Origin of the sequence: Olivibacter sp. EAT-5 (genome assembly GCF_044784325.1) — a bacterium.
GTDB lineage: Bacteria > Bacteroidota > Bacteroidia > Sphingobacteriales > Sphingobacteriaceae > Olivibacter > Olivibacter oleidegradans.
In genome coordinates, this window is record NZ_CP173028.1 from 6,464,610 (window position 1) to 6,485,402 (window position 20,793).

Below are 20,793 nucleotides of genomic sequence, written 5' to 3' on the forward strand. Positions count from 1 at the left end.
TTATCATATTTATTTCACCTGCTTTTACTTCCACAAGCTTATTCAAATCAGCTTCTTGCATTTCACCTTTCTTTAAAAACGTGTAATGCATGTGAATAAGTTATACTCCTATCTTTGTATCCATTTTGTTGTTCTGTATATTTGAAGTAAGTAAATCAGTGTAAAAACACAATAAGCAGAACCAATTTTAATCTAAAAAATAAAAAAATGACCAAGTTAATAATGTGGAACATCATCACCCTCGACGGTTACTTTGAAGGTAGCCAACATTGGGACCTAAGTTTTCATAACAGTGTATGGGGGCAAGAACTTGAAAAATTAAGCCTCGAACAGTTGCACGCAGCGGATTATCTTATTTTTGGGCGGATAACATATGAGGGTATGGCCGCTCACTGGACGAAAGCTAAAGGGGAAATTGCCGACCTTATGAACAGTATACCGAAGATTGTTTTCTCGACAACATTGAAAACGGCAACATGGAATAACTCCAAATTAATCAGCGGTAATGCTTCGGCAGAAATTAGCAAACTCAAAACGCAAAGTGCTAAGGATCTATATGTATTTGGTAGCGCTAATCTCTCAGAAACTTTTATAAATGACAATTTATTTGACGAATACCGTATTGGTATTGCACCTATAATTTTAGGAAGCGGAAGACCTCTTTTCAAACAAGGAATTTCGTCAAAAAATTTATCGCTCGTTTCAACACAACAGCTCTTGACGGGCGGTGTAGTATTAAAGTACACAAGTGCCCCTGAGCAATAACTTGAAAAAAATGGATAATACAAGAGTTTACAAAATGTCTTTTGCCGGCGTATATCCCCATTATATACAAAAGGCGGAAAAAAAGGGCCGTACGAAAGCGGAAGTTGACGAAATAATATACTGGCTGACCGGATATGATGAAGACGCGCTGCAACAACACCTCGACGATAAAACAAATTTTGAAACTTTTTTTGCTCAAGCGCCACAAATAAATCCGAACGTTTCAAAAATCACAGGTGTTATCTGTGGATATCGCGTGGAAGAAATTGAAGACAAACTCATGCAGAAGATTCGCTATTTGGATAAATTGGTGGATGAACTGGCTAAAGGCAAGACGATGGAAAAGATTTTAAGAAAATAAAGAAAAAACCACCGCTCAAAATTTGAGCGGTAGTCTAACACATTAATTATCATTTTACTTGCTACCGATAAAGGTAGGCTTCTGAAATTAATACCGTATAAGAAAAAAAAGCCACCTCTTCAAAAAATAAAGAGGCAGCTCAAATGAACTTATAATGAATTGTTCTTCAAATATCGTTGTGACAGATTAGGGTGAAATAAGAAAAGCCGTCCTTAAATCTCAAAAAAGGACGGCCAAACAGAATGAAAAAAATTTACCTGTACCACTGAACACGTGGAATATCAAAGCTAGCCTTCACATATTAAATTGCCATAAGAATCGATGTAAAAAAACCGTCCTTTATGATGCGATCAAGGGCGGTTTAATTAATTCAGGTGAACTCCAACTAGTGGAGAAAGTACATAGAAGTATATTTCTGACTTGAGGTCGGAAGTGGATTCGAACCACTCTGGGATCTCTTGCGGAGCTCTGCCTAACCGCTCGGCCATCCGACCTTTTGTTTATAGAACAAATTTAGTAATGTCTGTCATCTTTACTCGGCACAAAACAATCACAGAAAAATGTATATTTATGTGACTGATATCTTTTTCTGTTTCGTCAAAAGGTGTTGATTTTTTAAAACTATGAAAGAAGAAGCCCGGTATTGATTTGAATAAATGGGTGGTGTGCTAATCGAAAGTATAATTAGGGAAAACGGGTATTTTGGGCAGGTGGGCAATAATGTAACACGACAAAATGAAAGTATTTCGAATTTATCAGCTTTAAAAAACGAAAAATATAAAGACATTTTTTTTATAACAGCTAAGCAGCTAATCGGTACCGATCACGAAGCAACAATGATGGTACAACATTTAACAGATTTGAGGTTCACGAGAATTTCAGAAACGATTAACAAGTAATTGAGCACGCGATTAACAAATAACGTGATACCAAACATTTCAGCAAAGTATGCGTTATCCACTGTAAGGTCGACGGTTTACCACTCAATCGTGCAAGTATTAAATCAATTGGTTAATTCATGAACAAGGAAATAAATAGCCTAATCAACGCAGCAAGAATAGGCGACTTACAGCAGCTACAAGCATATATCACCGAGAGAGCAAACTTGGATGAGCGGGACGAAAGAGGTTACACACCACTCATTATTGCATGTTATAATAACCGATATGCGGCTGCAAAGCTGCTACTTGAAGCAGGTGTAGACGTTAACGCCCAAGATTTTGGTGGCAATACCGCTCTGATGGGCGTTGCTTTTAAAGGGTATCCCGATATCGCCGAGCTCTTAATTAGCCATGGCGCAGATTTAAACATACAACATGGAAATGGTGGGACGGCTATCATGTTTGCTGCCCTATTCGGGAGAAATAATTTGGTTGAATTATTACTTAATCATGGGGCCGACGTGACGATTCTCGAAAAAAGAGGATTAACCGTACTTGATCTAGCTGCTCAACAGGGCAACGAAGAGGCCATTACAATAATTGAAAAATATATTACTGAATAAAGCCATCCCTATAAGATGGCTTTATCTATCTTACGCAGGCACCTGCCGTGGTTTCTCCCGTTCCCAAAATCGATGTAAAGCAATGGCCTTTATAAACAGCCGCGCTAATTTTTTCTGGTCGGAGCTTACTGCAACACCTTCGGCCAATATCGTCTCTTCAGAAAAATCAGCGGGTAATTTATTCGCAAAGTAGGTTGCTTCGAGCACCTGTATGGCTTGTTCATCAGCCGCAATGGCTTTGCAATGTTTGAAGGCTTCATTCAAAAAGTGAACGGCATTTGCCTCGGCTTCAAGCGTTGCAACGCTGTTTGTACCTCCAGGCACATAAACGGCATCATACAAAACAGAGGCTGCCGTTAAAAAGCTTTCATCAACTGGCACCTCCTCTCCGTCCATACTGACGACTGCATTAAGTCTCGGCGCAATGATATGCACTACAGCTCCTTCAGAGACTAGAGCAGTTTTCATGTTGTTTATAGATTGCGCATTTACTCCATCAGCTACTAGAAAAGCGATCTTCCTTGAAATAATGCGATCTTTAACTGTATTTTTCATACTCAACGCTTCTGAACGAGCCAGTGAAGACTCTACCTGCGTCGGTTGATAATCAGCGGCGTTACCATCGGCAGGAATACTATGATTGATAGGTTGCTCAGGCTTTTGAGGTACTTTTAAGCCAAGCGCGTAGGCCACTTCTGAAGCAAGCCCTTTATCGATTAGGGACAAAATACCAATCATCCGTTGCCTTACGGCAACGGTTTTGACTTTACCAAGTTCAAAGGAGAAAGCATCAATTAGGTGATTTTTCTCCGGGTCGGACTGGCTATTAAAAAACAAACGCGCCTGACTAAAATGATCGAAAAAACTCTTGCTCCGTGCACGTACTTTTTTTGCATCAATACGTTCCTGATAACTTGCAAACCCGCCTTCAGAAGCTTTCGCTTGTATAGGATCTCCGTTACCTAATGAATTCGGATTATAACTGGATTTGCCTTTGTTTATCTGCTGTCGCATATAACCATCCCGCTGGTTGTTATGGACAGGTACGATCGATCTATTGATGGGAATTTCATGAAAATTGGGACCACCTAAACGAATCAATTGTGTATCTGTGTAAGAGAACAATCGTCCTTGGAGTAAAGGATCATTAGTAAAATCAATCCCAGGTACAATATGACCTACATGAAAAGCAGCTTGCTCCGTTTCGGCAAAAAAATTATCCGGATTACGGTTCAATGTCATCTTTCCAATACGCTTTACAGGCACCAACTCCTCCGGAATAATCTTGGTAGCATCTAAAAGATCAAAATCGAACTTGAATTCGTCTGCCTCCGGCACAATTTGTACGCCCAGTTCCCATTCGGGGAAGGCCCCACTTTCTATCGCTTCCCATAAATCCCGTCTATGAAAATCAGGATCTTTACCCGAAATATTCTGTGCTTCATCCCATGCCACTGAATGGACTCCTAACAATGGTTTCCAGTGAAACTTTACAAAGCTGGCCTCTCCCTTTTCGTTTATAAAACGGAAGGTATGAACACCGAAACCTTCCATCATCCGATAGCTGCGCGGAATCGCCCGGTCGCTCATGAGCCACATAATCATATGGGCCGATTCAGGCATTAGGGAGATAAAATCCCAGAACGTGTCATGTGCAGAAGCCGCCTGTGGAATCTCATTATCCGGCTCCGGTTTTACGGCATGAACTAGATCAGGGAACTTAATAGCATCCTGTATAAAGAACACGGGCATATTATTGCCGACCAAGTCGAAAATTCCCTCTTGTGTATAAAACTTTACAGCGAATCCTCGGACATCCCTAGCTAAGTCGGTTGATCCCCTAGACCCTGCCACTGTTGAAAAACGGACAAATACAGGTGTCTCTGCTGTCATATCATTTAAAAAATGTGCCTTGGTGTATTTATCCAAGGGCTCATATAGTTTAAATACTCCATGAGCACCGGAACCACGGGCGTGCACAATACGTTCGGGTATGCGCTCATGGTCAAAATGCGTGATCTTTTCGCGTAGTATAAAATCCTCCAAAAGTGTCGCACCGCGTTCACCTCCCTTCAGCGAATTTTGATCATCATTAACTTTTACACCCTGATTAGTAGTCAGGAATTGACCGGTACTCTGTTCCTTATCTGGCTCTAATTCCTCGATCTTCTTATTCACAGGTTGATCTTTTGATTGTTTTATTTTTTGTTTAGCCATTTGTTTTGTTCTTTAAGCTTCCTCCGCGGCTTGATAATTTATATCATTTTCAGCCACGTCAGTTAATAATTGATCAGCAGTCTTTTCTTCGATGAGGGTTTGCTCTAAGAGATTTGCAACTTCATTTAAACCCAAAGTAACAGCGAGCTGCTGAAGCCCCCCGTAGCTGGCAATTTCGTAGTGCTCGACTTTTTGTGCGGCCAAAATGATGCCTACATCTCGCGTCGCGGTTTGTGCCTCGGTGCTTTCGATAATGCTTTCTCCTTCCTTGGTTAACCCTTCCATAGCATCACATTTTTTAGCAATTGCTTTTTCGCCAAGTAAACTAAACACCTGCTCGAGCCTAGCGACGTGTCCTATCGTCTCTTTTAAGTGATTTTGAATTGCCGTAGCAAGTTTTGGAGAAGTAGCCTCCTTAACCATTTTAGGAAGATTTTTGACCAAATGGTTCTCTGCCCAGTAGATATCCATGATACCGTCCAGGAACAAGGCCCTTAACGCGGGCTCTGCTGTTACAGAAGTTTTTGTTTTAAATTTAGGCTCTGTGCCTGTTTCATTTTTCATAGTGATGATTTTATTGGTTTATTTTTACTGTTGCTGTAGATAGATTTACTCGTTATCTGGATCTATTATAAAACTTCGTCTTTACGCGAATTGTTTGTAACAATTAATAAGTCTGCGTCAGATTGAAGTTTGACTTAATTCAAATGGATTACTTAAACGGAGAACATCGTTGATCCGTTTATACCTTCCTCACATAGCACTGTCTAAATTTTCTCTCCATTTTCAGGAGCAAGTCTTTGACGATAGTCTATCCTCTTCTATAGATCTTCCTTTTCATATCCACCCAAACAATCCAGGCAGGCATTGGCATATGCATCATATTCATTGTAAGCAGCCCCGATTTTACCAAACAGCGTTATTATTCTATCTATGCGTATTTCACTCCCTGTATCCAAAACCACAAAAACGCCTTCGCTTTTCTTCTCTTCTATGCGAGTGACACTCCCCTTTGCTTCAGCAACTTGATTGTTTGCGTCGAAAAAGAAAATTTTACCCCTACTTCTTTTACTGATCTCTTCTTCTACTACCTCGCGATATTCCCAAGGCACAGGAAGGTATGACTCGTTTTTATTATCAGCCATAATAAGTTCTTTTCTTTGCTAACAATTAGGGAGTTAAAGTGTTTAGCGAAGTGCGATTTCGGAAGCTTGGCTGATAGCGGCATCGCCTAGTCATTCAAGTACGCCCTGCAAGAATACATTTCTATTTTTTTTTAAAACAATTTTGGCCAATTGCTTATTTATTAGATAACATCTTATTTAAATTAAAATTTAAAAACCTATGGGAAATTTACTTTATATTGTAGCCGTTGTGCTCGTTATTATTTGGGCAATTAGCTTTTTTGGCGGTTACGCTCAGGGAGGAATTATTCACGTATTGTTGGTTATTGCTATTATTGCTATACTACTGAGAGTAATAAGAGGCGCTGCATAAACGATTTTTCTTTTTGCAGAAGATTAGCTTGGAGCTTATTAGCTTCAAGCTACTTTCATATATGGATTGTTCAATCCATTCTATTAAAAAACATACTGATGAACGAGCTCAACGACTAACCCACCACTTAACAAAGAAAGATTCTCCGTTTACCTACAACTATCGTTAATTGAGCTAAATGTATCAATCCTAACCAACCACCTTTGTACAATCATTTAAAAACAAATAGAAAATGAGCACAAAGAAGTTCGTTACCCCTATGGTCGTTCGATAGTTTCACATTCGAAAGGACATCGCCTTATTTTGGACGAGGCGTAATATATCTCTAAAGAGCCATCTGCCTATTGAATGGTTGGAACCTGCTGTGTGGTTTAATTATGAATTTTCGGCAATGCCTCCGTCCATTTTAATTGTATGTTCGAAAGATACCAGGACAGCCCATCTCCGGTGTTATTTCCTTGAAAAAACAAATAGTATTTTCCATTTTTTGTTTTAAAGATATCCGGGTGGCCGGACTCACTTTGATTCCAGGTTCCGGCCTTGCCATTTGCCAAAAAAGGTTCCTGTACTACACGTTTCCAATGGACTCCATCTTCACTTTTTGCCAATCCAATTTGTTGTGGATCATTGTTATAACTTCCTGCATAGAACATATATAAGGTATTGTCCTTTTCGATCACAGAAGCAGCTTCAATACAGCTACCTTCCCAAGGCAGCTCGGGCTTTAAAATAGGACCATCATGAGCTAGTTTCCAATGCGCTTTGCTGAAATCAGTGCCCTTAGGAGCAACAGCAACTCCCTGCATCTGTATTTCACCTTTAGGGTCTCGTGTAGCAAAAAAGAGAAAATATTGCTCTTGAAAAAAACAAACTTCTGCATCGATTGCGCGACCATTATTCCAATCACCTGTAGGTCTAAAAATTGGATTACTGTTATTTCTAGTAAAATGAATTCCGTCAGTGGAATAGGCGTGGCAGATGGCGTCTTTAGGACCATTGCCATATGTTTGATAAAAAAGGTGAATGGTGTCACCACGTACCAAGGCACCGGGAGCACATAAGCCATTTTGCTCATAAGTCGACATTTTATTCAATGTTCCAACTTTCTCCCAATCGATCAAATTATTGCTTTTTGCAATACCAATATGCCAACCCTTCCCCTCTTTGCCAGGAATGGAATAATACATCCAATATGCATCATTAAAATATATTACTTTAGGATCTTTAGCAATGGGTTTTCCCGACGATCGATCAGTAAAGTACATTTCGGGCTTCTCCTGAGCATATAAGTTTCCGAACCAAAGAAGGATAAAGAAGAAGCCTGTAACGATAAGGGGTAAGCGCATTTCCTGTCTCATATTAGTGGTCTGAATGATCTATGATTAGCATCGAAAGCTAAATAACAAAATTTTATGGAGTTTAAAACAACTATAATGTATCAAAATAACTGCGATTTGACTCATTTGATAAGTTAATCCCAAGTGAAACGCACAAATTTGCTTAATACAAAACCTGTTAAACTTATCTTTCTTTAAAATGTTGTTGCTAGATCAAGGAGATAGAAAAAATCAATAAATCAAAAGAAAGTACGAGGATGAAAAGGAAACTTTTTTTGGAAAACACCGCTAAAAACAATATCGTTGGACAGGCCGCGGCTAGTCGTGTTGCCCTTGGCGCAATCGCTATCGGGGCAATGGCTATTGGGGCGCTTGCAATAGGAGCAATAGCTATAGGCCTGTTGCGAATTAAAACCGGAAAAATCGGCAAACTCCATATAAGCGAGCTTAACATTGATAAACTAATGATGAAGGATCGATTATAAAACACGATCAATCAGCTTTTCTCATTAGAGCTACAATAATGGCCTAATATACAAGCACGCTCAACCGATCATTTACAATAAAATTAGCTGGGGATTTCCGTTATTAATGCAACTAAAGGATAAAAAATTTGTGCTTAGCTAGACGCCGGGAATAGCTTTACAAAAGCTATTCCTCATATAGCAAAGTGGCATTATAGCCCATTCGGTGAAGCGCTTCAGCCAACACGGCACCCTTTAAGTTAATTGCCTGGACTATCAATAGGTTATAAATAGAGTCAAAATCAATTTTCCATTCTCGGATTTCAGAAAACTTATCAAGAATAGACTTAATACGGCCCATTTCCATAGGTGAATTGATGTCTGTCATAAATTTCAACGTTTCCATAGCTTGCGATTAAATTTTCGATGAGTGATTTTATATTACGATTCAGCTATCTGAAATAAATCAACATAATTTCGCTTCGGCGTCCATTTCAAATATAAACACTTTATTATCACCGCAAAAGCCAAAAACAGAACATTGTAACGAAACAGTGGTTTTATGTAATAAACATGAAGATGACTATATCTATAAAAACCAATCGCACCTTACGGTTCTAGATAGTCCAGGTTAAAGAATTGAAATGCCGCCTCGTTACCCTGCGGTCCTTTAAAATTTAATCCGGGCCGGGGACTACGATCCCAAGGTGGCAAAAAATCAATTGCATATTTGTAATTTTTGCCAACTAATTCTTGCCATTCGTTAGACTGCTTCCAATATGCACTACAGGTAAAATCAGGAGATATTCGCATCTTTAAATAAACCGGGTACTGCTTTTTTGATAAAGGTTGCCTATCGAGCACCTCTCGCTTTCCGTCCTTTATTACCCAGAAAACCACCTCGTCACCCTCACTCGCAACTCCAATTGACGCATTTTCATCACCGTAAACAACCAATCCTTTGATTGCTTCATTATTATTTAGAACGAGTGTACTGATTTCATAAGCAACGCTATACGGTCTTAAAGTTAGCGCTATTCCGGCGCTGCTTGCCACATCATACTTCCCTGAAAGAAGTAATTGCCCATTTTGCCTTTGAATCTTTGGTTGCATATTTCGAAAATCCCATTGCCAGTAGGCCTGCTCTTCGTTTTTTCTAAAATCATGATGGCTATCATTATAGGCAAATTTGGCTGAAATGGCCTTACCAAAGACTGGCCATTCACCCTTCCATGCTAATTCGGAAATATGCCCTTCCTTCCTGTGAAAACGTGGCTCTTCTTATTATAAGCATGATATATATAAAAGGATTTTCCGTCCTTATCTTCAACAAAAGTGCCATGTCCGGGACATTTCCAACCGTCTAAATCACTTAAAATAGGATTACTATCATATTCTTCATAAGGCCCCTCGATTGCTTCTGCACGTGCCACTCGTACATTATAGGTGCATTCGAGACCACAACAGGCACCGGCAGAATAAAACAAGTAGTAATAGCGATCCTTCTTTAAAATACTTTGCCCCTCAATTCCTGCGCCTCTTGTATCCTTTAGCATGGTAAAAGGCTTCCCCATTAAAGAAAGTCCATCGTCTGACAGTTGACACCCTAAAATTTCAATTGGTCTTTTGTCCAAACCGTATGCTTTCCACGTGATATATAACTGTCCATTGTCGTTCACAACAAAAGCATCAATTGCTTCCTTTCCATATTCTATTAAAACACCTTGATCCTTAAAGCCACGGTCGGGGAATCTGGAAGTTGCCACGCCAATACAGGAAACACCATCGCTCTTTCTTCGAGCTGTATAATAAACATAATAGGTTCCCTTATGGAAATAGTACTCGGGAGCCCAAAATGATCCTTTGGTCCACTTTGGAGCGTCTTCAAACAAAAAACCAACTTGCTGCCAGTTGTTCAAGTCAGTAGATTTAAAAATCGGAAAATGCGGTCCCCACTCACTCGATGTACCGATCGCATAATAGGTATTCTCTTGTCTTATAATGGATGGGTCTGCAAAATCACCAGGGATCACGGCATTTGTATGTTGAGCCAAAAGAATTTGGCACATTCCTAAATATACGACAAAAAACGGGGTAATCTTATTAAAGTCGAGCTTCATTATCTTAGACATCTGACATGTTATTTTGCCTGCAAACGTAGGTGCTAAAAATACATATTATAACAAAAGAACGAAGTGCCCTATTTCTCATTTATTCAATAGATCATCTCAAGGTATACTTTTTCAATTAACTTTTCAAGAAAATGAGCATCATGTCCATATTGTACCTGGAATGACCTCACAAAAGGAAGTGGCTAACGTGTTAAAAGCTAACATCAATTAGGCCTAAGTGTCCTGGAAAATGTACCCCCACATATTGGTAGGTGGTACATCTAAAATTTATTATTATGTGCCAACTGAGCAATCTCATTTTCCTGCAATGTTGTCTTAGGAGCGAAGGAAGATGACTGCATGTAGGCACTAAGGCTATATAATAATTGACGAGCCTCCGGCCTGTTTTGACGGTCCGTCAATAAATCGATTGCAGACACGATCAGTTTACCCTTTCCTATGTTGGCCTCAAAAACTAATCCTAACGGTCTTGCCGTAAACCAATCGTCAATTACGCGAACAATAGGCTTTAACGTTGGATTGATTCTATCGAGCCGCATAGCATCGGCATGAGTAATTGCATCCCACCACTGCCAGTTGGAATGGAAATCCGTTGGAAAATGTTGAAATGCCGGATGTTGAGGGTCGCAGAGGAGGCCAAGCGTAACAGGCGCCTGCCCACGCGTCCAAGCTGTATTCCAAAAAATGCTTGAAAAGCCTAAAGCGATATCGCCTCCCTTATCTTTCTTAAGAACACCTTTTCTTAAAGTGTACAGCACTTTACCTCCGCTTGCCAGTAGCTCCCTTGCTTTTTGATCAAAGCTAGCTGTCACATACACTTCGCTATTTACATTTGGCAGCGTTTTTGGAAAAACGAAGAAATCCCACTGATTCGCGTATTGACCTAAGGTCACTATAAGCGTGAGTTTCTTCGCTTCTTTTATCTCATTCAAATTCATAGTGACGGCACCGGCTTGTTGGTTGTTTCCGATCCGCAGCGTATTCATCAAAAGACTTCCGGTACCATAAACATGCTGTGCCTCATCAATAATTTGCCATTTTACGCTCACATTGCTTTTTTCTTCTGCCCCATAATGAGCAATTTCTAAGGGGACTTTTAATAATTGATCGTTGGTATATATAAAATTGGGAAAACGTGCCAGTGGTACGGTACTATTACAAAATTGCCTATAAGTTTTACCATCTACATAGCCCTTATCCTTCCAAAACGCATTTAACACACCTACCAAAGCCGTACCTTGACCGGGAAAATCGTGCAGATCTAATAGTTGAAAGCCCGCAAAACCAGGTGTTCGCAGAGCCGCTTCAATATCGGCCTTATAACATAATGTCTGCAACTTACCTGATGCTTGCAAAAACTGATCAGCTAAAGTGTCCATTCCGGTTTCGCGTAAGCGATCGCGGAAAATCTCTAAGTTTCTTGCTTTCATTACGCCTGTATAGGCGCTTATTTCTTTAAAATCCGGATACACACACCATTGGCCAATTTCATGACTGATCGTAGGAATGTCGAATTGAGCAATACGCTCGTGCCAATCGTAATCACTTCTCGGTTTTTGCTTATTAATGATCGAGTTCAATCCTTCACCCCAGGATTGTATTCGCGGTTCCGGTATGTTGTTGTAGTCATTTTCTGCGATGGCAGGCCAACCCGCCGCGGTAGTGTATAAACGCCTCCCATCTTTGGCTTTCCATGTCTCCACAAATTTTCGAAGATACGCAACATGATTTTTTCCGCTAGGTTCATTTCCGTACGCCATCATTAAAAATGAGGGGTGATTTCCATACTGTGTCACGATCCGCTCGCTTTCACGATAGATATAATCATCCAGGGGTTTGCCATCTCCGATCGTAGCACCCTGATTTGCCCATGATGCACATTCTATTTGAAGATACATCCCAAGGCTATCGGCGGCTCTGAAAGCTGCTTCCGGAGGGCACCAAGAATGAAAACGAAGGTGGTTTAACCCGTAGGCCTTACAGGTTTTGATAATCTTCGCCCACGATGCAACGTCCGTTGCCGGATATCCTGTAAGTGGAAAAATGGCACTTTCCAGTGTACCACGTAAAAAAACAGGCCGTCCGTTTAAAGTGATTTCCTTTCCCTTAAGGGCTATCTCACGCATCCCAAAGTCTGTTTGATACCCAAAGGACTTCCCTTCTACCACTAAACTAGCTATCATGGTATATAAATTGGGGTTAAATTCGTCCCAGGTCTTAACGGCATTTCCCATCGGATAGTCTATTTTTATTTCATTAACACCACCTGTGAGAACTAATGTTTGTTGCACGTCTTTCAATCTCTCGCCCGCTTTCTCTGTTGCATAAAGTGTCAAAGAAGCGTTTACCGGCCGACTTATATTTACAATACGTGCACGGACAGCCACTGTTTTCTTTGATAGATCAGGAAAAACCTGTAAGCTCTCTACACGCAGTCTTTCCAATGGCTTCAAGGTCATCTTTCCGATCATTCCATTCCAGTTGGTTTGCGTATGATCAGTAATACTATGTGCATTGGGACCAACATCGATGGTTTTAACCCTATTGTCAATACGAATAGTGAGCAAGTGCTTTCCAGGCTTGAGACTCCCTTTAAACAAAAAGCGGTGCGGCGTGCTTAAGCTATTTTCAGTTCCCAGCTTTACGCTGTCTAACCAAACCGAACTTTCCCAATGGACCCGCTCGATGACAAGCTCTGTACCCTCCTGATAAGCACTATCAGGTATTTGAATCTCCTTTTGATACCAAGCAGCCCCTTTATAATATTTCACTGGTTGCAACCAAAACGGTACTTTTATATTCCCTGCCTTACGATAGCGAGCATACGCTGTATCCGTAAAGTAAGAAGAATCAACGATGCCCCCCGTCCAAGGCGTATGGACATCTATATCGAAGCCTTTACCATTTGTAGTGGTTGAGCCTGGCAGCTTCACTTTTTCCTTTAGACGCCTTGTAAACCATTTTTCCCTTTCGCCAATATCCGCTGTATCCAATGAAAAAGTCCATTCACCTGTCAGATCAAGATGGCTCTGCGTCGACTTGTCTACCTTACAAGCTGCGAACAACGCAAAACAAGAAAGTAAGAGCAATTTATTCATGGTCATTATAATCGTTTTTAAATTTTCGTATTCATTTGGTACATTACCAATTGGGATTTTGAACCATATTTGGATTTGTATTCAACTCATCTTGTGGAATTGGAAACAGTTCATGGCGTGGAAGCGTTAAAAACTGTCGGCCCTCTTTATCACTTGCCGCTATTTCATCCGCTAGTTTACCCCAACGCCTTAAATCATAAAATCGCAATCCTTCTCTAAAAAACTCGAGCATGCGCTGATGCATAATCTCTATCATCATAGCCTGCTGGTTTTTCCCCGCCGCAAGCGGAGCGAGTTTAGCACGCGTTCTTATTCTGTCTATAAGCGGATATGCTTCTTCTATCCGCCCCAATTGCACCAAAGCCTCAGCCCGCATTAACAAAACGTCTGCAAAGCGAATGACTTTTTCATTATTCTCGGAAATAAAAATTCCTTCATCATTATTTCTCCAATTTTGGTATTTACGAATCATGGCATTGAAGCCGAATTGTTTCTTAATTGTTGAAAAAGGACGATTGTAATACAAGGCCCCTGGGTAGTCCCATACCAACGACGCATACATACGTGCGTCGAAATCACCATCCACTGTTTTTTCCTGTTGGAAAGCCTGGAATATCTTGTTGGTAGGAAAAGCTTCAAACCAACCGGCAACTTCGGCCGGTGCGAATTCCTGTGCCACCGTGGTGCCCTGCGACTCATTAGCATTCTCTCCTGCCCAAGGTTGCGGTCCGCCCACATTTTGCATTTGAACCTCAAACAGGGATTCTTTGTTGTTATCATAGGCGGCCATAAAATTATGCTCGTAATCATCCAGCAGGGTATAATCATAAGGAGCTTTCGTTATAATGTCCAACTCATTTGCTGCATCTTCCCAACGTTCCATATATAAATAAACTTTCCCTAACTGCGCAATGGCAGCTCCGTTGGTTGCTCTACCAATGTAAACATCCGAATAGTTGAGCGGCAACGTATTCTTCGCTTCTGTAAGATCCGCAATTATAAAATTCCAAAGGTCTGTCTGATTGGCAGGGGGCGCAAAATATTGTTCGCGCTCCTTCGGTACTGAAGAAATAAGCGGTACGTCTCCAAAATTGATAATCAGATAAAAGTAGTTCAAAGCACGGAGAAACTTCGCTTCTGCTATTAGCTCTGCTTTTTTTGCTTCATCAATCGATGCATTAGGCGTATTTTCGATCACTTGATTTGCCCTAAAGATTCCCCTAAAGAAACCGTCATAAATATCTCTGGGGGTTGTAGTAGTAGGATTATTAGTAAAAGTAGATAACTGATAAAGAGACTGCACATCATTTCTGATAAAAAAATCGTCGCCTCTCCCATTTGACAGCTCCACCCCTCTTACTCCGAAATATCCGCGATTAATATCTTTTAGCACTTTATAGGTAGCGGCAAGGCCGCTTAATACGTCTTCTTCATTTTTCCAAAAATTAGCATCCGTCTGTGTATTTGGATTTTCCAACGACAGTTTATCCGTGCAGCCTACTGCAAATATCATCACACTGACGATCAACACAGCGGTAATTACACGCTTTACTTGTGATATATATTCAATATTCATTTTCTTAGATTTAGCTTTTAAAAAGAAACCTGTACGCCTAGCATGGCAGTTTGTGCCAATGGATAAGCAATATGCCCAAAATCAACTCCTCGATTTAAAACGCTCCCCGTCCTTCCCAAATCCGGGTTATAGCCTTTATATTTTGAGATCGTGAAAACATTATCCAAACTCACGTAGAATCTACAATTGTTTATCTTCAAATGCTCCAATGTGGCAGATGGAAGTGTATAGCCGAGCTGTACTGTACGAAGTCGCAGGTAGGATCCGCTTTCTAAAAAACGGTCGCTAGTTTGGCTATTAAGATTCGGGTCATTTATCACTGCCCGAGGCATATTTGTATTCGTGTTCTGTGGAGTCCATGCGTTTAGCGTAGTTTTCAGGTAATTAAACTCTAAGTTCATGCCTTCTAAATCTTGGCGTAAACCATTATAGATTTTGTTGCCGTAAGTACCCTGAAAGAACAAGTTGAGGTCGATATTCTTCCAGCGCAAATTCCCCCCAAATCCGTAGCTGAATTTAGGATTCGGGCTCCCCGCATATTGCCGATCATTTTGATCGATTTTACCATCGTTATTAACGTCCCTGAAACGGATATCTCCCGGTTTAGCATTCGGTTGAATCAGTTGACCATTTAAGCTATGCTGCTGTACTTCCTGTTCTGATTGAAATATACCATCTGCATGAATCAAGTAGAAAGCTCCAACTGGCCAACCCGCTTGCGTTACCGTTGCAGAAGCGCCGTGATGAGTTGGCTGCCCCCCAAAAATCTGTTGAGACCCGGTGCCGAGTGCCAACACTTCATTCGAGATTGTTGAAAAAGTGGCATTAATGCCATAAGAAAAATCACCTTTTTCATCGGCAAAGGAAAGATCTGCTTCAAAACCTTTGTTACGTATGCTCCCTGCGTTGATAAACGGACTGGCGGCGCTGGCTCCGGTAGATAAGGGTATGGGAACCTGCAAAAGTATATCATTGCTATTTTTCACAAAATAATCAGCGATCACCGATAGCTTGTTATTGAAGAGCCCTAAGTCTATACCCGCATTGTACGTTTCCGAGCTTTCCCATCGTATATCCGGTGTAGCAAAAGCCACCTGTGTTGCACCTGGCATCAAATGTTGATCTGCTCCAATGACATAGTTGATATTAGGGTTTATATTGGCCAGGAACTGATAATCTGAGATTTCCTGGTTACCTAGCTTGCCATAACCTGCCCGAATCTTGAAGGAACTGATTGCCGGAACGGCATCTTTGAAAAACGACTCATTCGATACATTCCAAGCGGCCGCTAAAGAAGGAAAATTACCGTACTTATAGGCTTCACCAAAGCGAGAGGAACCATCTCTGCGGATAATTGCGGTCAGCGTGTATTTGTCATCAAAGGTATATATTAATCTTCCAAAATACGAAATTAAGGTGTTCTCGAGCGCATTACTGCCTGTAACAGTATTAGTGGTTCCGGCATCAAGCACCTCAATTCCTCGGGGCATACCACTTTTACGCCCGCTCAGCTCCCGATATCTTGTATTCTGATAGGTATAACCTGCCATTCCCTGTAAACTATGTTTGTTCCACTGTTTATCGTACGTTAACGTGTGCTCTTGCAAGATAACTTGTTTTTCCGTACGTCTTTCATAGAGGTTAGCCATTCGATTAATAAATAAGGTACCTACTTCATAGGGATGCTGATAAGCGAAATCCTTCCCATAGGTTCGGGTATATCCTGCATTATATTTATATTTTAATCCGTCAATAATACTGACCTCCGCATAGGCGTTGATAAGAGCATTAGCCACTGAGTATTCCGGCCTATCCAAATGCAGTTGAGCAAGAGGGTTAGCTACGTTGACCACGGGACCATAAGCTCCGCCAAAACCTCCAACGGCATCTGGATTGTATATATCGAAAACAGGAATCATTTTAAGAGCTGCACCAACTGGACCGCCACCCTGGCCTCCCCAACCTCCTGACATGTTTCGCCATTTTTCGTCCGAGAGAATAATAGTTTCCCCAATCTTTACACGGCCTTTGGTAAGATCTGATTTAATTCGCAGATTATATCGTTCGTACCCAGTGGTACGAACGATCCCTTCTTGACCAAGGTAATCTCCCGAAATACTATAGTTATAATTTTCACCCCCACCGGCAGCATTCATATTGTAATTTTGCATTGGCGACTTGTGGAAGATTTCATCTTGCCAATCTACATCTGCTAACTGTGCATAGTTTTCCGCAACTTCAAGACGTGCTAAACCAGCATTATCGTGTGCTGCATTGCTTACTGATGCCCATTCCTGCGCATTGAGGACGTCTAACTTCTTGGCCAATTTTTGAAAGCCATAATAAGCATTAAGCGCAATAATATGATCTCCTTTTTTACCTGACTTGGTTGTTACCAATACGACGCCATTAGCTGCACGCGACCCGTATATAGCGGCTGCAGAGGCGTCTTTTAACACGTCCATGGATGCGATATCATTAGGTGCTATGTTATTGATGTTATCAACCTGTACACCATCGACAATGTAAAGTGGGTTATTATTGTTCAACGATCCTGTTCCGCGAATCAGTACGCGCACACCCGATCCCGGATTGCCACCCCCTGATTCTATTTGTACACCGGCTACTTTACCTTGAATGGCTTGCCCAACATTACTAAAACCCTCAGAAACAATATCTTCAGCCGAAATAGACGCAATTGCTCCAGTTATATTTGATCTTTTTTGTGTACCATACCCAACTACTACTACTTCGTCCAACGTTGTATTATCGGTTGCAAGTTGAATATGGAGAACCTGTTGCTCACCTATTTTTACTTCTTGGGTAATATAACCGATAGCGCTTATTACCAGCACATCTTGTGAGTTAGCACTTAATTGAAAATTACCTTCAGAGTCGGAAGACGTCCCTTTGGCAGACATTCCCTTAACCGTAATCGAAACTCCAGGAATAGCTTGTCCTACAGGGTCGGTGATCTTCCCTCGTATTTGTTGTTCTCCGTCGTCCTGTGCACTTGATGCAAGTGGAATGAGAAAGCAAAGGATACAAAGAATCGTCCTGGACAAAGTCCGTGCACCCTTCTGATTGAGACTTGATTTAATTGGTAGCATAAAAGATTTATTTTGGTTAAATGATCGCCCCGTGGTATTGCAAAACTACGTTGCGTCGATCCGCAAAAAATAGACAATTGTGGGTAAAAGATGGAAAATATTCTTTTGATCTACTTAAGGGATGACCACTCCTATTGATGGGGACTGGTCATTGTTCTTGCTTTGCTGTTTACTTTGGCTATATCCTGGTTATCGGCCATCTTAGGCTTATTCGTTAAAAGTTTGGAAGCAGCACAATGGACAGGGTTTGTCGTAATTTTCCCACTGACATTTGCCTCTAGTGCCTTCGTCCCTACTGACACCATGCCTAAGGCACTACGATTTTTCGCTGAAAATCAATCACTCACACACGTTATCAACGCCATGCGTGCTTGGCTGGTAGTAACCATCTGGAAATTCGACCTGGTTGGCGTTTATTTGGTGCATCGCTATTATTGCTATAGCAATGCCTGTTGCAACGTGGATATTCAAACGTCAGGCGAGCTAGGCTATTCTTAGTTTATAAGGAAACTTTAATTAATTAGTAATGGCAGAAAAACATGATTTTTGTATTTTCTGCCATTTTACCTATTTTCGTTCTCCTTAAAAATAAGCGTGGATAATACGAAACATATCGTTATTATAGTTCCTCCAATGACTTCTATTTTAGACATAGCAGGTCCTTTGGAAGTTTTTACGAAAGCTGCCGACTACGTCAGGGGGCATAAACCCGAAATAAAGAGAGCCTATGTTACCCACGTCCTTTCGGCGGATTCATCCTTCGTAGTCAATACATCGGCGGGTTTGCCCATTGTTTGCGAGGGAGGGATTGACTCGATCGATTACGAAATAGATACCATCTTATTTGCCGGAAAAGGCAATGCCTGTAGTTCCATAATCGAGAAAATCGCTAGTTGGCTCAAAGAAAATATTAGTAAAATACGCCGTATAGGATCCATTTGTGCCGGTGCTTTCATTTTGGCGGAAGCTGGCCTATTGAATGGCAAACGAGTGACTTCACATTGGCAGGTTTGCGATAAAATGGCGTCGCTCTATCCGGAAATAAAAGTAGAAAAAGACGCCATTTATGTCAAGGATGGGAATATATATACATCTGCAGGTATCTCCACCGGTATGGATTTATCACTTGCAATGGTAGAAGAAGACTTCGGTCGTGATATAGCCGTTATGGTAGCAAAAATATTGGTCCTATACCTAAAACGCCCTGGAAATCAATCACAATTTAGCAGTATTCTCATGCATCAAACGGTGGATTACGAACCTATTAAAGTTGCCCAAGATTGGATTATCGATCATTTGGAGGATGAGCTGAGCGTAGCGTTCTTGGCTGAGAAAGTTTCTATGAGTCCTAGAAACTTCGCGCGTGTCTTTTTACGAGAAACCGGAATTACCCCGGCAAAATATATTGAAAAAATACGACTTGAAATGGCACGCCGGCGATTAGAGGAAACCCAATTGACATTGGACGAAATCTGCTGTGAGTGCGGAATCGGAAGCACCGAGGGACTACGCCGCTTGTTCTTACGTCACTTGAAAACAACTCCTAGTGACTATCGCAGAAACTTTACTACCGCAATCGCTTAATATCAGCGAGAACGACAATTTACAGTCAGTCCCCGCTGAGACACAAAAGTTCTATAAGGAACCGAAATAGGCCACCGTGCGAACCATTTGCGATACAAAAGACATTTCATTATCATACCAAGAAACAGTTTTTACTAACTGTTTGTCGCCAACCGTTACAATCTTTGTTTGGGTAGCATCGAAAAGCGAACCATAACGTATGCCTAATGTATCTGCCGAGACAATGAAATCTTCTGTATATCCGTATGATTCATTAGCTGCGGCTCGCATCGTTGTATTGATTTCTTTTGCACTCGTTTCTTTCTCAAGTACGGTAAACAATTCAACAACGGATCCTGCATGGACAGGAACCCGTTGGGACGAACCATCAAGTTTTCCCTCTAATTCAGGAATCACTAGGCCTATCGCTTTTGCCGCTCCCGTGGTATAGGGAATGATACTGTCCCCCGCTGCTCTCGATTTACGATAATTTCCTTTTAGATCCGGAGTATCCATTAAGGGTTGTGAGTTGGTATAAGCATGAATGGTTGTCATTTGGCCGGCAATAATGCTAAAATTATCATTCAGTACTTTAGCCATCGGTGCCAAACAATTCGTTGTACAAGAAGCACAACTGATTAGTTTGTCGCTGGCGTTAAGCAGCTGGTGATTTACATTATAGACGATTGTCTTAACTTCTTTATCAGATGGTGCGGAAATAATCACTTTTTTAGCCCCCGCCTCCAAGTGCGCCTTTGCTCTCTCTTTGGATTCGAAAATTCCTGTGCATTCCAATACCACATCAATATTATCATCTCTCCATGGCAGCTTTGATGGCTCACGCTCTGTGTACACCGTGATTTTCTTTCCATCAACAACAAGGGCATCTGTAGTGTAATCAACATCTTTTTCAAACCTTCCATGTATGGAATCGTATTTCAGCAAGTAAGATAACATGGAAGGATCTGCTAAATCATTAATAGCAACAACTTCCAATTTATCATTATTCACCATTTCACGGAGTGCTAAACGACCGATACGACCGAACCCATTAATTGCAACTTTAATCATAACTTTATCTTTTTAAACAAAGCTACCATTCCTTATTCATGTCAGAAAAGACAAAAAACCAACAATTTCTGCCAACTAATAGATACAACGGACCTCCG

19 protein-coding genes and 1 tRNA gene are annotated in these 20,793 nt (G+C 41.0%); 8 read left to right on the top strand and 12 right to left on the bottom strand.

The genetic code is table 11. The features are described from left to right. The first annotated feature begins 207 nt into the window (after positions 1-207). Positions 208-765, top strand: coding sequence for a dihydrofolate reductase family protein (locus ACH11B_RS27335; protein ID WP_377611450.1), 558 nt, complete (start codon positions 208-210; stop codon positions 763-765). Between the two features lie 10 nt (positions 766-775). Then, positions 776-1,126: a DUF2200 domain-containing protein gene (locus ACH11B_RS27340; RefSeq protein ID WP_013668262.1), complete on the top strand. Its 351-nt coding sequence runs from the start codon at positions 776-778 to the stop codon at positions 1,124-1,126. A 423-nt stretch (positions 1,127-1,549) separates the two neighbouring features. On the opposite strand, the gene ACH11B_RS27345 is transcribed toward ACH11B_RS27340, so the two are convergent. Continuing rightward, positions 1,550-1,620, bottom strand: a tRNA-Cys gene (locus ACH11B_RS27345). Between the two features lie 162 nt (positions 1,621-1,782). On the opposite strand from ACH11B_RS27345, the gene ACH11B_RS27350 reads away from it, so the two are divergent. Both ACH11B_RS27350 and ACH11B_RS27355 read left to right on the top strand, forming a co-directional pair. After that, on the top strand, positions 1,783-2,025 hold the full coding sequence (locus ACH11B_RS27350) for an SGNH/GDSL hydrolase family protein (RefSeq protein ID WP_377611452.1): 243 nt from the start codon (positions 1,783-1,785) through the stop codon (positions 2,023-2,025). 119 nt (positions 2,026-2,144) lie between these two features. After that, positions 2,145-2,630: an ankyrin repeat domain-containing protein gene (locus tag ACH11B_RS27355; RefSeq protein ID WP_289552279.1), complete on the top strand. Its 486-nt coding sequence runs from the start codon at positions 2,145-2,147 to the stop codon at positions 2,628-2,630. Positions 2,631-2,660: 30 nt separating this feature from the next. Here ACH11B_RS27355 and ACH11B_RS27360 read toward each other — a convergent pair whose 3' ends face one another. The 3 genes from ACH11B_RS27360 to ACH11B_RS27370 form a co-directional block, all read right to left on the bottom strand. Then, positions 2,661-4,847: a catalase gene (locus ACH11B_RS27360; RefSeq protein ID WP_377611454.1), complete on the bottom strand. Its 2,187-nt coding sequence runs from the start codon at positions 4,845-4,847 to the stop codon at positions 2,661-2,663. Between the two features lie 12 nt (positions 4,848-4,859). After that, positions 4,860-5,411 (bottom strand): ferritin-like domain-containing protein, encoded by a 552-nt coding sequence (locus ACH11B_RS27365; RefSeq protein ID WP_130856538.1) that lies wholly within the window; start codon positions 5,409-5,411, stop codon positions 4,860-4,862. Positions 5,412-5,668: 257 nt separating this feature from the next. Further along, positions 5,669-5,992: a hypothetical protein gene (locus ACH11B_RS27370; RefSeq protein WP_130856537.1), complete on the bottom strand. Its 324-nt coding sequence runs from the start codon at positions 5,990-5,992 to the stop codon at positions 5,669-5,671. Between the two features lie 199 nt (positions 5,993-6,191). Between ACH11B_RS27370 and ACH11B_RS27375 the strand changes: the two genes are divergently transcribed. Further along, positions 6,192-6,344 carry a lmo0937 family membrane protein gene (locus ACH11B_RS27375; protein ID WP_013668267.1) on the top strand — a complete coding sequence of 51 codons (153 nt, stop codon included), beginning with the start codon at positions 6,192-6,194 and terminating at the stop codon, positions 6,342-6,344. 371 nt (positions 6,345-6,715) lie between these two features. Here ACH11B_RS27375 and ACH11B_RS27380 read toward each other — a convergent pair whose 3' ends face one another. Next, a complete protein-coding gene (locus tag ACH11B_RS27380) occupies positions 6,716-7,702 on the bottom strand; it encodes a family 43 glycosylhydrolase (RefSeq protein ID WP_165446995.1) in 987 nt (328 codons plus the stop codon). Between the two features lie 236 nt (positions 7,703-7,938). On the opposite strand from ACH11B_RS27380, the gene ACH11B_RS27385 reads away from it, so the two are divergent. Further along, a complete protein-coding gene (locus tag ACH11B_RS27385; protein WP_149106223.1) occupies positions 7,939-8,166 on the top strand; it encodes a hypothetical protein in 228 nt (75 codons plus the stop codon). Positions 8,167-8,332: 166 nt separating this feature from the next. Here the strand turns inward: ACH11B_RS27385 and ACH11B_RS27390 are convergent, their stop codons facing one another. The 6 genes from ACH11B_RS27390 to ACH11B_RS27415 all read right to left on the bottom strand — a co-directional run bounded on the left by ACH11B_RS27390 (position 8,333) and on the right by ACH11B_RS27415 (position 18,061). Next, a complete protein-coding gene (locus tag ACH11B_RS27390) occupies positions 8,333-8,551 on the bottom strand; it encodes a hypothetical protein (RefSeq protein ID WP_013668270.1) in 219 nt (72 codons plus the stop codon). A gap of 203 nt (positions 8,552-8,754) precedes the next feature. Further along, positions 8,755-9,258 carry a hypothetical protein gene (locus ACH11B_RS27395; protein ID WP_377611457.1) on the bottom strand — a complete coding sequence of 168 codons (504 nt, stop codon included), beginning with the start codon at positions 9,256-9,258 and terminating at the stop codon, positions 8,755-8,757. A gap of 122 nt (positions 9,259-9,380) precedes the next feature. Further along, a complete protein-coding gene (locus ACH11B_RS27400) occupies positions 9,381-10,277 on the bottom strand; it encodes a glycoside hydrolase family 43 protein (protein WP_377611459.1) in 897 nt (298 codons plus the stop codon). A 260-nt stretch (positions 10,278-10,537) separates the two neighbouring features. Beyond that, on the bottom strand, positions 10,538-13,381 hold the full coding sequence (locus ACH11B_RS27405; RefSeq protein ID WP_377611461.1) for a sugar-binding domain-containing protein: 2,844 nt from the start codon (positions 13,379-13,381) through the stop codon (positions 10,538-10,540). A gap of 37 nt (positions 13,382-13,418) precedes the next feature. Continuing rightward, positions 13,419-14,951, bottom strand: coding sequence for a RagB/SusD family nutrient uptake outer membrane protein (locus tag ACH11B_RS27410; protein ID WP_130856532.1), 1,533 nt, complete (start codon positions 14,949-14,951; stop codon positions 13,419-13,421). A 17-nt stretch (positions 14,952-14,968) separates the two neighbouring features. Next, on the bottom strand, positions 14,969-18,061 hold the full coding sequence (locus ACH11B_RS27415; protein WP_130856531.1) for a TonB-dependent receptor: 3,093 nt from the start codon (positions 18,059-18,061) through the stop codon (positions 14,969-14,971). A gap of 150 nt (positions 18,062-18,211) precedes the next feature. Here ACH11B_RS27415 and ACH11B_RS27420 point away from each other — a divergent pair, with 150 nt between their 5' ends. Further along, complete coding sequence (locus ACH11B_RS27420) at positions 18,212-18,559, top strand: ABC transporter permease (protein ID WP_256377679.1); 348 nt, start codon at positions 18,212-18,214, stop codon at positions 18,557-18,559. A gap of 96 nt (positions 18,560-18,655) precedes the next feature. Then, a complete protein-coding gene (locus tag ACH11B_RS27425) occupies positions 18,656-19,645 on the top strand; it encodes a GlxA family transcriptional regulator (RefSeq protein WP_130856529.1) in 990 nt (329 codons plus the stop codon). Between the two features lie 51 nt (positions 19,646-19,696). Here ACH11B_RS27425 and gap read toward each other — a convergent pair whose 3' ends face one another. Then, positions 19,697-20,695 (bottom strand): type I glyceraldehyde-3-phosphate dehydrogenase, encoded by a 999-nt coding sequence (gene gap / locus ACH11B_RS27430; RefSeq protein WP_377611464.1) that lies wholly within the window; start codon positions 20,693-20,695, stop codon positions 19,697-19,699. Positions 20,696-20,793: the final 98 nt, after the last annotated feature.